Origin of the sequence: Escherichia sp. MOD1-EC5495, assembly GCF_002965965.1 — a bacterium.
Taxonomy (GTDB): Bacteria; Pseudomonadota; Gammaproteobacteria; order Enterobacterales; family Enterobacteriaceae; genus Escherichia; species Escherichia ruysiae.
Genome location: NZ_PTRI01000007.1, coordinates 24,376 through 36,599 on the forward strand (window position 1 = coordinate 24,376; position 12,224 = coordinate 36,599).

At 51.7% G+C, this 12,224-nt stretch carries 10 protein-coding genes; 7 read left to right on the top strand and 3 right to left on the bottom strand.

Annotated features, from left to right (window positions below; translation table 11 throughout):
- Positions 1–6: 6 nt before the first annotated feature.
- The 3 genes from pdxJ (at position 7) to shoB (ending at position 1,640) form a co-directional block, all read left to right on the top strand.
- On the top strand, positions 7–738 hold the full coding sequence (pdxJ, locus tag BEG40_RS07210) for a pyridoxine 5'-phosphate synthase (protein WP_105285145.1): 732 nt from the start codon (positions 7–9) through the stop codon (positions 736–738).
- Positions 738–1,118 carry a holo-ACP synthase gene (acpS, locus tag BEG40_RS07215; protein WP_000986026.1) on the top strand — a complete coding sequence of 127 codons (381 nt, stop codon included), beginning with the start codon at positions 738–740 and terminating at the stop codon, positions 1,116–1,118. The genes pdxJ and acpS overlap by 1 nt, the downstream gene beginning before the upstream one ends.
- A 441-nt stretch (positions 1,119–1,559) precedes the next feature.
- The gene (shoB, locus tag BEG40_RS07230) at positions 1,560–1,640 is read left to right on the top strand and encodes a type I toxin-antitoxin system toxin ShoB (RefSeq protein WP_000128779.1); all 81 of its coding nucleotides are present in this window, start codon (positions 1,560–1,562) and stop codon (positions 1,638–1,640) included.
- 190 nt (positions 1,641–1,830) lie between these two features.
- Here shoB and yfhL read toward each other — a convergent pair whose 3' ends face one another.
- Together yfhL and BEG40_RS07240 are read right to left on the bottom strand one after the other, a co-directional pair.
- A complete protein-coding gene (gene yfhL / locus BEG40_RS07235) occupies positions 1,831–2,091 on the bottom strand; it encodes a 4Fe-4S dicluster ferredoxin YfhL (protein ID WP_001196294.1) in 261 nt (86 codons plus the stop codon).
- Between the two features lie 55 nt (positions 2,092–2,146).
- Complete coding sequence (locus tag BEG40_RS07240; RefSeq protein ID WP_001013777.1) at positions 2,147–2,995, bottom strand: MurR/RpiR family transcriptional regulator; 849 nt, start codon at positions 2,993–2,995, stop codon at positions 2,147–2,149.
- Between the two features lie 208 nt (positions 2,996–3,203).
- Here BEG40_RS07240 and yfhb point away from each other — a divergent pair, with 208 nt between their 5' ends.
- Positions 3,204–3,839, top strand: a complete 636-nt coding sequence (yfhb, locus tag BEG40_RS07245) for a phosphatidylglycerophosphatase C (protein WP_000190662.1) — start codon at positions 3,204–3,206, stop codon at positions 3,837–3,839.
- 57 nt (positions 3,840–3,896) lie between these two features.
- Positions 3,897–4,400, top strand: coding sequence for a tRNA adenosine(34) deaminase TadA (gene tadA, locus BEG40_RS07250; RefSeq protein ID WP_016158802.1), 504 nt, complete (start codon positions 3,897–3,899; stop codon positions 4,398–4,400).
- Here the strand turns inward: tadA and mltF are convergent.
- On the bottom strand, positions 4,397–5,953 hold the full coding sequence (gene mltF / locus BEG40_RS07255) for a membrane-bound lytic murein transglycosylase MltF (RefSeq protein ID WP_105285146.1): 1,557 nt from the start codon (positions 5,951–5,953) through the stop codon (positions 4,397–4,399). The genes tadA and mltF overlap by 4 nt on opposite strands.
- A 257-nt stretch (positions 5,954–6,210) precedes the next feature.
- Here mltF and purL point away from each other — a divergent pair, with 257 nt between their 5' ends.
- Both purL and qseE read left to right on the top strand, forming a co-directional pair.
- Positions 6,211–10,098, top strand: a complete 3,888-nt coding sequence (gene purL / locus BEG40_RS07265) for a phosphoribosylformylglycinamidine synthase (RefSeq protein ID WP_105285147.1) — start codon at positions 6,211–6,213, stop codon at positions 10,096–10,098.
- Positions 10,099–10,732: 634 nt separating this feature from the next.
- On the top strand, positions 10,733–12,160 hold the full coding sequence (gene qseE / locus BEG40_RS07270; protein WP_105285148.1) for a two component system sensor histidine kinase QseE/GlrK: 1,428 nt from the start codon (positions 10,733–10,735) through the stop codon (positions 12,158–12,160).
- Positions 12,161–12,224 lie beyond the last annotated feature (64 nt).

Sequence of the window (12,224 nt, forward strand, 5' to 3'; positions counted from 1 at the left end):
ATTGTCATGGCTGAATTACTGTTAGGCGTCAACATTGACCATATCGCAACGCTGCGTAATGCGCGTGGTACTGCTTATCCAGACCCGGTACAGGCGGCGTTTATTGCCGAGCAGGCGGGTGCTGATGGCATTACCGTGCATTTGCGCGAAGATCGTCGCCACATTACCGACCGCGATGTGCGAATCCTGCGTCAGACGCTGGATACCCGCATGAATCTGGAAATGGCGGTGACTGAAGAGATGTTGGCGATTGCCGTTGAGACGAAGCCGCATTTTTGCTGCCTGGTGCCGGAAAAGCGTCAGGAAGTGACAACCGAAGGCGGCCTGGACGTTGCGGGTCAGCGTGACAAAATGCGCGATGCTTGTAAACGTCTGGCAGATGCCGGGATTCAGGTTTCTCTGTTTATCGACGCCAATGAAGATCAGATCAAAGCTGCCGCTGAGGTTGGCGCACCGTTTATTGAGATCCACACAGGCTGTTACGCCGATGCCAAAACTGATGCTGAACAGGCGCAAGAGCTGGCGCGTATTACTAAAGCTGCGACCTTTGCCGCAAGCCTCGGTCTGAAAGTTAATGCCGGTCACGGTCTGACCTATCATAATGTGAAAGCCATCGCCGCCATCCCTGAGATGCACGAACTGAATATCGGACATGCCATTATCGGTCGTGCGGTGATGACCGGACTGAAAGATGCGGTGGCAGAAATGAAGCGTCTGATGCTGGAAGCGCGTGGCTAATGGCAATATTAGGTTTAGGCACGGATATCGTGGAGATTGCCCGTATTGAAGCGGTGATCGCCCGATCCGGTGATCGGCTGGCACGACGCGTATTAAGCGATAATGAATGGGAGATCTGGAAAACGCACCATCAGCCGGTGCGTTTTCTGGCGAAGCGTTTTGCCGTGAAAGAAGCGGCGGCAAAAGCGTTTGGTACTGGGATCCGCAATGGCCTGGCATTTAATCAGTTTGAAGTGTTCAACGATGAACTCGGCAAGCCACGGCTGCGGTTGTGGGGCGAGGCGTTAAAATTGGCAGAAAAGCTGGGTGTCGCACATATGCATGTGACGCTGGCAGATGAACGCCACTATGCTTGCGCCACGGTAATAATTGAAAGTTAAAACTCTTTCTCGAACACCTAAATAATACCGTTCTTTTAAAAAGTAAAACCCCCGAACTGGTAAGGAACGGGGGTTTTACTTTATAACTTAAATAATATTGTGCAGCACGCACCCTCAACGGGAGTGATTATGGATCAGGGGGGTTATCTTTTACAAGCAACTTGCAATCTTTAGCATAAAAACTCGAGCCTTGACGAAGAATTCGATATCGATGGAAAGATTAACGTGACTGCCAATTCATAAGCACTTTAAAATTGGCTTCGTTATTGGAGATTTTGCTGTGCTTTACACCATATCACTGAATTCCCCCATTGAAACGAGTGGTGTCGTCAAAGCTCTGGTGCGGAGTGCAGCATGTACCCTCAATAACTCGCACGTTCAGTTTTGGGGAGATGTAAGGGCTAATCTGAACGGCTGCATTCCTTGTTTAAGGAAAAACGAATGACTGATTGTCGATACCTTATTAAACGGGTTATTAAAGTCGTCATTGCTGTTTTACAGCTGATCCTTCTGTTCTTGTAACATCAGGAAACGTACTTAAGGCGCGTCGGCTTAACCAGCCAGACGCGCCTTTAATAATAATTAAGTGTCTGCGCAGATATTATCGAAATTCATTTAATGAATGTTTTTATTAATGACATCATAAAAATAAATATAATAATTTCGTTTTTACACGACTGAATAAGCAATATCCTGCTCCAGAGGAAAAATACTAAATCTTATCCGCATGATGCATCAGCACAAACTTGTCCCACAACTGTTCTTCTGTTTCAACATGCGCCGGATCTTTCACAATAGTATTGGGGATCGGGCACACTTTCTGGCAGGTTGGCGTCTCGTAATGACCTACGCATTCGGTACACTTGTCGCTGTTAATCTCGTAGATATGTTCACCCATCGAAATCGCCTCATTCGGGCATTCGGGTTCACACATATCACAATTGATGCATTTTTTAGTGATTAACAGCGCCATAAGGAAACTCTCAAAACAACACAAACCGGGCGGGCATTATACGCGCATTCTTTACTCAAACCAGTTTTTTCACCAGCGCCTCACTATGACGAATACGTTCTGGTGCCAGTTCCAGATCCTGCTGGATCAGCGCAATGAACAGCAAATCCGTTAACATTCCCTGAGCATGACATGCGGAGATCGAAGCACTGTTTGTCGCTTGTTCTTCGGCAATGGTATACAGGCAATGAGAAGCGCGCTGTTGCAGGGCATTGGGGGTGAAACCGGTGATTGCCAGCACTTTTCCACCCACTCGCAGCATTTCATCTGCTGCCAGGTTTAACTCGCGCCGTACACCTGTGTATGAGATGGCTAATAACAAATCGTCCGGTGACGAAGCTTGCACTGTTGCAAGCAACGCGTGCATATCACGCTCAGCGGCAGCATTAAAACCAATCTTCATCAGCTTCCAGGCAAAATTCTGCGCCACCAGACCGGAAGCGCCAATACCAGTCAGAATAACCCGTCGCGCAGAACGAAGCATCGACACGCATTCATGTAGCTTCTCCTCACTATTGACGTTCAGTGTTGCGTACATGGCAGCCGTATTTTCTTTAATCAGCTTTTCGCCAACCAGCCGTAACGGATCATCACCGCGAATTTGGTTATGAATGGGTACGGAGGGCGATTCCGGTTGGCTTGCCAGAGCTTCGCTTAACGCCAATTTAAGTGCCGGAAAACCTTTATAGCCAAGTTTTTGCGCGAACTTCACTACGCTGGACTGACTGACTCCGGCTTCGTTGGCCAGTTGTTGAGAACTAAGGTGGCGGGCAGTGTCCGGTTGTAGCAGGAGATAGTCCGCCAGCTTTTTATCACTCTGGGCAAGCCCCTGGTAACGCTGACGGATACGAAGTAAGCCGTTCATATCTTTCCTCGCGATGAATTAATGGCGACAACAGGCAATATGAGACACAAGCGAGAGAATATTATATTCCATCAAAGTTAATTGCCATGAATTAAAAATTCCAGTCAACCATTATGCGATAGATTGTTGCCGGAAAAGTGATGATCTATCTGTTAGGCTATCTGGTAGTGAAAATTAATCAGGATGTATCAGTCCAGAGGGGTATGGTTTGGCAACTCACGAGCGCCGTGTGGTGTTTTTTGACTTAGATGGAACATTGCATCAACAGGATATGTTCGGCAGTTTTCTGCGCTACTTACTGCGCCGACAGCCGCTGAATGCGTTACTTGTTCTGCCGCTGTTGCCGGTCATTGTCATTGCATTATTAATCAAGGGGCGAGCGGCACGTTGGCCGATGAGTCTGCTGCTATGGGGCTGTACCTTTGGTCATAGCGAAGCACGTTTACAGGCGTTACAAGCCGATTTCGTGCATTGGTTTCGCGACAATGTTACGGCGTTCCCGCTAGTGCAGGAACGTCTGACCAGCTATTTGCTAAGCTCCGATGCTGACATTTGGTTGATTACCGGTTCCCCTCAGGCTTTGGTCGAAGCGGTTTATTTCGATACGCCGTGGCTGCCACGCGTTAATCTTATCGCCAGTCAGATCCAGCGCGGCTATGGCGGCTGGGTGCTGACTATGCGCTGTCTTGGCCATGAAAAGGTCGCGCAACTGGAACGCAAAATCGGCACACCGCTGCGGCTGTACAGTGGCTATAGCGACAGTAATCAGGACAATCCGCTACTCTATTTTTGTCAGCATCGCTGGCGGGTAACGCCTCGCGGTGAACTCCAGCAACTGGAATAGAGTAAAGCATAGCGTCCGTGTATAATGCGCCGCGCTTTTATAACCGGAGTTTTCTTTTTGTCTGAAGTCGAATTTAGCCACGAATACTGGATGCGTCATGCGCTGACGCTGGCGAAACGTGCCTGGGACGAGCGAGAAGTGCCGGTCGGCGCGGTATTAGTGCATAACAATCGCGTAATCGGCGAAGGATGGAATCGTCCGATAGGACGTCATGATCCTACTGCACATGCAGAAATCATGGCGCTGCGGCAAGGAGGGCTGGTGATGCAGAATTATCGCCTGATCGACGCCACGTTGTATGTCACGCTGGAGCCATGCGTGATGTGTGCCGGAGCGATGATCCACAGCCGTATTGGTCGCGTAGTCTTTGGCGCGCGTGATGCGAAAACTGGCGCTGCCGGATCATTAATGGATGTATTGCACCATCCTGGTATGAATCATCGAGTGGAAATTACGGAAGGAATACTGGCGGATGAGTGCGCGGCGCTACTCAGCGATTTTTTCCGAATGCGCCGCCAGGAAATCAAAGCGCAGAAAAAAGCGCAACCCGCTACAGATTAATTTTGCTTCTCTTCACTCCCTTTCCTGGAAAACAGTAGAGAAGGGGAGTGCGTCAGATAATTAGATGACGACTGCGAAAGAAACGAGAGAAAGGGAAATTTTCCCTTACCCAATTCAGCGGGTGATACCGCCGGATAATCCTGCGCCAGCTGCATCGCCGCTTCTGTAGCCTGCTTCTCTTTCTCTTGCAGATAACCCACCAGGCTAATCTGATACTTACGAATATTTTCGACATAAGCATAGGCTTCATGCCCACGCGCATAGCCGTAAGTCAGCTTGCTGTAATAGGGTTTCTGGCTAAGTAAAGGCAGACGCTGTTTGACATCGGCCCAACTGTCAGGATTGCCTTTGGTTTTTGCTGTCAGGGCGCGGGCGTCCAGCATATGTGCATAGCCCATATTATAGGCGGCGAGCGCAAACCAGATCCGCTCATTTTCTGGCACGCTCTCTGGCACTTTACTCATCATATTCTGCAAGTAACGCGCGCCACCGCTGATGCTTTGTTCGGCATCAGTGCGGTCGGTAATGCCCAGGCTTTGCGCGGTATTTTTGGTTAACATCATCATGCCGCGTACACCGGTCGGCGAAGTGGCCTGCGCATCCCAGTGCGATTCCTGATAAGCAATAGCGGCCAGCAAACGCCAGTCAATTTCTTCGGCGTATTTCTCAAACAGAGGCTTTAACTGCGGCAGTACCGCATCAACGGCGCGTAAAAATGTGCGTGTATCAACGTAATCAAAATCATCGCCATGTCCGAGATATTTCTCTTCAATACGCGCCAGTGTGCCGTCTTCATTCATTTCATTGAAGAAATCGAGCAGAGCCGCAGAAAGCGTATTATCGTTATCTAATTGACTAAACCAGGTCACCGGTTGTTCATCGGTGATATCCAGTGCCACAGCAAGTTCCGGGTGAACGCGCTGAAACAGGCTGATAGCGACAGAATCGGCAATGGTGTAATCGAGCTTACCTTCGATAACATCTTCCATTAACTCCACAGATCCTTTTCTGTCGTCCACTTTCCAGCTTAATTCCGGGAACTTAGTCTCTTTCAGTTTTTGCAGATCGTTAATGACAACATGCCCTGGAGCGACGGACAACTGTTCTGCCGTCAGATTGCCCAGCGTCCGTGGTCGATACTGACCCACTTTATAGACCAGTTGTTGTGAAACGGAATAATAGGTTGGGCCAGGCTGATAATTTTTTACCCGCTCACTGTTATAGACCAGTCCTGCCGCCAGCAGGTCGGCGTTACCATTATCGAGGTCGTCAAACAGCTGGCTGATATTCTGCCGCACGGTCACTTTCAGTTTTACGCCGAGGTAATCGGCAAACTGTTTCGCCAGTTCGTAATCCAGGCCAAAAGGTTTCCCGTTGATTTCGTTATAAGTCAGGGGAGTATGAATGGTGCTCACACGCAACTCTCCCCGCGCTTGAATGGCGGCGATACGGTTGTCGGCTTTACCAAACCAGGGAATGGATGGCCAGAGAGCGACCGCGAGCAGCAGTGCCAGAATGCCGATGAACAGATAATTAATCTTTAATTTTTTCAATTAGTTAATTCTCTGTGTCGTGCGCGTCCCAGCTTGAAAAAACGTAATAATAGTGAAAGGTTTACTCATAAATGAGCGGCATTTTGCGTAAACCTGCGCCAGTTGGCAACTTATTACAGCCATTGGCGGCACGCGTTGCTAATTCACGCTGGTGATTTTATTTCCACGCAAACGGTTTCGTCAGCGCATCAGATTCTTTATAATGACGCTCGTTTCCCCCCCTTGGGTACACCGAAAGCTTAGAAGACGAGAGACTTATGATGGAAATTCTGCGTGGTTCGCCTGCACTGTCGGCATTCCGAATCAACAAACTGCTGGCACGTTTTCAGGCTGCCAGGCTCCCGGTTCACACTATTTACGCCGAGTATGTCCATTTTGCTGACCTCAATGCGCCGTTAAACGATGATGAGCACGCACAACTTGAACGCCTGCTGAAATATGGCCCGGCACTCGCCAGCCACGCCCCGCAAGGCAAACTCCTGCTGGTGACCCCGCGTCCAGGCACCATCTCTCCCTGGTCTTCAAAAGCGACCGATATCGCCCATAACTGCGGGCTGCAACAGGTAAACCGCCTTGAGCGCGGCGTTGCTTACTATGTAGAAGCCGGTACGCTGACCAATGAACAATGGCAGCAGGTTACCGCTGAACTGCACGACCGCATGATGGAAACGGTCTTTTTTGCTTTAGATGATGCAGAGCAGTTGTTTGCCCACTATCAACCGACTCCGGTCACCAGCGTTGATTTGCTGGGGCAGGGCCGTCAGGCGCTGATCGACGCTAACCTGCGTCTTGGCCTGGCTCTGGCGGAAGATGAAATTGACTATCTGCAGGATGCTTTCACAAAGCTTGGTCGTAACCCGAACGACATCGAGCTGTATATGTTCGCTCAGGCGAACTCTGAGCACTGCCGCCACAAAATTTTTAATGCCGACTGGATTATCGACGGTGAACAGCAGCCGAAATCGCTGTTTAAGATGATCAAAAACACCTTCGAAACCACGCCGGATCATGTTCTCTCTGCTTATAAAGATAACGCCGCCGTAATGGAAGGTTCTGAAGTGGGCCGCTACTTTGCTGACCACGAAACGGGCCGCTACGATTTCCATCAGGAACCGGCGCATATTCTGATGAAAGTCGAAACTCACAACCACCCGACGGCGATTTCTCCGTGGCCGGGCGCGGCGACCGGTTCCGGCGGTGAAATCCGCGATGAAGGTGCCACCGGGCGCGGCGCGAAGCCGAAAGCCGGTCTGGTTGGTTTCTCCGTTTCCAACCTGCGAATTCCTGGCTTCGAACAGCCGTGGGAAGAAGATTTCGGTAAGCCTGAGCGCATTGTCGCCGCGCTGGACATCATGACCGAAGGCCCGCTGGGCGGCGCGGCGTTTAACAACGAATTTGGTCGTCCGGCACTGAACGGCTACTTCCGTACTTATGAAGAAAAAGTGAACAGCCACAACGGCGAAGAGCTGCGCGGTTATCACAAACCGATCATGCTGGCGGGCGGGATCGGCAACATTCGCGCCGATCACGTACAAAAAGGCGAGATCAACGTTGGTGCGAAGCTGGTCGTTCTCGGCGGCCCGGCAATGAATATCGGTCTTGGCGGCGGCGCGGCGTCTTCTATGGCGTCTGGTCAGTCTGATGCTGACCTCGACTTTGCTTCCGTACAGCGCGACAACCCGGAGATGGAGCGTCGCTGCCAGGAAGTGATCGACCGTTGCTGGCAGCTTGGTGATGCTAACCCAATTCTGTTTATCCACGACGTTGGCGCAGGCGGTCTTTCTAACGCGATGCCGGAACTGGTGAGCGACGGCGGGCGCGGCGGTAAATTCGAACTGCGCGACATTCTGAGCGACGAACCGGGCATGAGCCCGCTGGAAATCTGGTGTAACGAATCCCAGGAACGCTACGTGCTGGCGGTTGCTGCCGATCAATTACCGCTGTTTGACGAACTGTGTAAGCGTGAGCGCGCACCCTACGCGGTGATTGGTGAAGCGACCGAAGAACTGCATCTTTCTCTGCACGATCGTCATTTTGATAATCAGCCGATCGATCTGCCGCTGGACGTCCTGCTTGGTAAAACGCCGAAGATGACCCGCGATGTACAAACGCTGAAAGCGAAGGGCGATGCGCTGGTCCGTGAAGGGATCACCATTGCAGACGCGGTGAAACGCGTACTGCATCTGCCGACCGTGGCGGAGAAAACTTTCCTGGTGACCATCGGTGACCGCAGCGTAACCGGCATGGTGGCGCGCGATCAGATGGTGGGTCCGTGGCAGGTGCCGGTCGCTAACTGCGCGGTCACTACCGCCAGCCTCGACAGCTACTACGGTGAAGCGATGGCGATTGGCGAGCGTGCGCCGGTTGCGCTGCTGGATTTCGCCGCCTCTGCCCGTCTGGCGGTCGGTGAAGCGTTAACCAATATTGCCGCAACACAGATTGGCGATATCAAACGCATTAAACTTTCCGCCAACTGGATGGCGGCGGCAGGCCACCCTGGTGAAGATGCGGGCCTGTATGAAGCCGTTAAAGCCGTGGGCGAAGAGCTTTGTCCGGCGCTGGGCCTGACGATCCCGGTGGGTAAAGACTCTATGTCGATGAAAACCCGCTGGCAGGAAGGTAACGAAGAGCGCGAAATGACGTCACCGCTGTCGCTGGTGATTTCTGCATTTGCCCGCGTGGAAGATGTACGTCACACCATCACGCCGCAGCTTTCTACCGAAGATAACGCACTGCTGCTGATTGATTTGGGCAAAGGCAATAACGCGCTGGGCGCAACGGCGCTGGCGCAGGTTTATCGTCAGCTTGGCGACAAACCGGCAGATGTACGTGACGTCGCGCAACTGAAAGGCTTCTATGACGCGATTCAGGCGCTGGTAGCACAGCGTAAGCTGCTCGCGTACCACGACCGCTCTGATGGCGGCCTGCTGGTAACGCTGGCGGAAATGGCGTTTGCCGGTCATTGCGGCATTGAAGCGGATATCGCCTCTCTCGGAGAGGATCGCCTGGCTGCGTTGTTTAACGAAGAGCTGGGTGCGGTGATTCAGGTACGCGCAGCAGAACGTGAAGCAGTAGAAACCCTACTGGCACAGCACGGCCTTGCTGATTGCATCCATTATGTCGGTCAGGCGGTTTCCGGTGACCGTTTTGTGATTACTGCCAACGGACAGGCGGTATTCAGCGAAAGCCGCACCACGTTGCGTGTCTGGTGGGCAGAAACTACCTGGCAGATGCAGCGCCTGCGTGACAACCCGGAATGTGCCGACCAGGAACACCAGGCGAAATCTAACGATGCCGATCCGGGTCTGAATGTGAAATTGTCGTTCGATATCAACGAAGATGTGGCGGCACCATTTATTGCCACTGGCGCGCGCCCGAAAGTTGCCGTGCTGCGTGAGCAGGGCGTGAACTCGCATGTGGAAATGGCGGCAGCTTTTCACCGTGCAGGCTTCGATGCAATCGACGTACATATGAGCGACCTGCTGGCTGGACGCACGGGCCTGGAGGATTTCCACGCCCTGGTAGCGTGCGGTGGTTTCTCCTACGGCGACGTATTGGGCGCAGGTGAAGGCTGGGCGAAATCAATCCTGTTCAATAATCGTGTACGCGATGAGTTTGCAACCTTCTTCCACCGTCCGCAAACGCTGGCGCTGGGGGTATGTAACGGTTGCCAAATGATGTCTAATCTGCGTGAACTGATCCCGGGTAGCGAGTTGTGGCCACGTTTTGTGCGTAATACCTCGGATCGCTTTGAAGCGCGTTTCAGCCTGGTTGAAGTGACTCAAAGCCCGTCGCTGCTGTTGCAGGGAATGGTGGGTTCACAGATGCCGATTGCCGTTTCTCACGGTGAAGGGCGTGTGGAAGTGCGCGATGCGGCTCATCTGGCAGCACTGGAAAGCAAAGGGCTGGTGGCGCTGCGCTATGTCGATAACTTCGGCAAAGTCACCGAAACTTACCCGGCTAACCCGAACGGTTCCCCGAACGGTATTACGGCGGTCACGACTGAAAGCGGTCGTGTCACCATTATGATGCCGCACCCGGAGCGTGTTTTCCGTACTGTCAGCAATTCATGGCATCCGGAAAACTGGGGCGAGGATGGGCCATGGATGCGTATTTTCCGCAATGCGCGTAAGCAGCTGGGTTAAGATATCGGGCAATATGCGCATCGCCTGATGCGCTATGCTTGTCTGGTTGGCTCGGATGTTTCCTGCAATGTATTGAATTTGCAATATTTTGTAGGCCGGATGTGGCGTTACACACAACCACTTAGCCAACAATTATAAGCTCCCAACACCGGGAGCTTTTTTGTGTCTGTAAATCACGACAATGTGTGATTTACCGTGTCGCTTATAGGTGACACTTAACTTGTTGATTTAATTTAAAACAAACAATTTCATCTTTGGATGTCTCTTTTAAACGACACAGTGGCTGATTTATAGCCAAACAGTGGAGTAGCCATTAATTCATCAAAGCTACGTTTATCAGTACGTTATCAAACTATTTTATTTATTGGCACAGTTACTGCATAATAATAACCAGTGGCTCATTCACCGACTTATGTCAGCCCCTTCGGGACGTGCTACATAAAATTAGAATGACGCACAACAAGGTGCCTGCCGTCCAACTTCTGATATCAGCTTAGCTATATCAACCATCGGGCGAAACGTCGAGTTAGGCACCGCCTTATTCCACAACAAAGCCGGGTAATTCCCGGCTTTGTTGTATCTGAACGTCCCCTCGGTTAGCATCAGTCTATTCGCGTCTGACGAGAGTAACACCTTGAAACGCTGGCCCGTTTTTCCCCGCTCATTACGACAGCTGGTAATGCTGGCATTCTTGCTCATTTTGCTCCCTTTGCTGGTGCTGGCATGGCAAGCCTGGCAAAGCCTGAATGCACTTAGCGATCAGGCGGCGCTGGTCAATCGCACGACGCTTATCGATGCCCGGCGCAGTGAAGCGATGACCAACGCGGCGCTGGAGATGGAGCGTAGCTACCGTCAGTATTGTGTGCTGGATGATCCCACTTTGGCGAAGGTGTATCAAAGCCAGCGCAAGCGTTACAGTGAAATGCTTGATGCCCACGCAGGCGTGTTGCCGGACGATAAACTCTATCAGGCATTGCGTCAGGATTTGAACAATCTGGCTCAACTTCAGTGTAACAACAGCGGTCCCGATACCGCTGCCGCCGCACGTCTGGAAGCCTTCGCCAATGCCAATACCGAAATGGTTCAAGCCACTCGCGCTGTGGTGTTCTCTCGCGGGCAGCAGTTACAACGCGAAATCGCCGAACGTGGGCAATATTTTGGCTGGCAGTCGCTGGTGCTATTTCTGGTGAGCCTGGTGATGGTGCTGCTTTTCACGCGGATGATTATCGGTCCGGTGAAAAATATTGAACGGATGATCAACCGTCTGGGGGAAGGGCGTTCTCTGGGCAATAGCGTTTCGTTCAGTGGCCCGAGTGAGTTACGTTCGGTTGGGCAGCGTATTCTTTGGTTAAGCGAGCGCCTGTCATGGCTGGAATCCCAGCGGCACCAGTTCTTACGTCATTTATCTCATGAATTAAAAACGCCGCTGGCGAGTATGCGCGAAGGCACGGAATTACTGGCTGACCAGGTTGTCGGGCCGCTTACGCCAGAGCAAAAAGAGGTGGTGAGCATTCTTGATAGCAGTAGCCGCAATTTGCAAAAACTGATCGAACAACTGCTTGATTACAACCGTAAACAGGCGGACGGCGCGGTGGAACTGGAGAACGTAGAGCTGGCACCGTTGGTGGAGATGGTGGTTTCCGCTCATAGCTTGCCAGCACGGGCTAAAATGATGCATACCGACGTCGATCTCAAAGCAACAGCTTGCCTGGCGGAGCCAATGCTGCTGATGAGCGTGCTGGATAATCTTTACTCCAATGCGGTGCACTACGGGGCTGAATCCGGTAACATTTGCCTTCGCAGCAGTTTACATGGTGCGCGGGTTTATATTGATGTCATCAATACAGGCACGCCCATTCCGCAAGAAGAACGCGCCATGATCTTCGAACCCTTTTTTCAGGGAAGCCACCAGCGAAAAGGGGCGGTGAAGGGCAGTGGTCTGGGATTAAGCATTGCCAGGGATTGTATTCGCCGTATGCAGGGGGAACTGTATCTGGTCGACGAAAGCGGGCAAGACGTTTGTTTCCGCATTGAATTACCGTCGTCGAAAAACACAAAATAATGTTAAGAGCCTATCCCATCAGGCTATTTTATTTGCCAGTTTGGCTCCGGGCAGTGCTCGAAAT

Bases quoted from the DNA above. Each gene is read 5' to 3' on its own strand.
- pdxJ (WP_105285145.1), top strand. From the start codon at position 7: ATGGCTGAATTACTGTTAGGCGTCAACATTGACCATATCGCAACGCTG.
- acpS (WP_000986026.1), top strand. From the start codon at position 738: ATGGCAATATTAGGTTTAGGCACGGATATCGTGGAGATTGCCCGTATT.
- shoB (WP_000128779.1), top strand. From the start codon at position 1,560: ATGACTGATTGTCGATACCTTATTAAACGGGTTATTAAAGTCGTCATT.
- yfhL (WP_001196294.1), bottom strand. From the start codon at position 2,091: ATGGCGCTGTTAATCACTAAAAAATGCATCAATTGTGATATGTGTGAA.
- BEG40_RS07240 (WP_001013777.1), bottom strand. From the start codon at position 2,995: ATGAACGGCTTACTTCGTATCCGTCAGCGTTACCAGGGGCTTGCCCAG.
- purL (WP_105285147.1), top strand. From the start codon at position 6,211: ATGATGGAAATTCTGCGTGGTTCGCCTGCACTGTCGGCATTCCGAATC.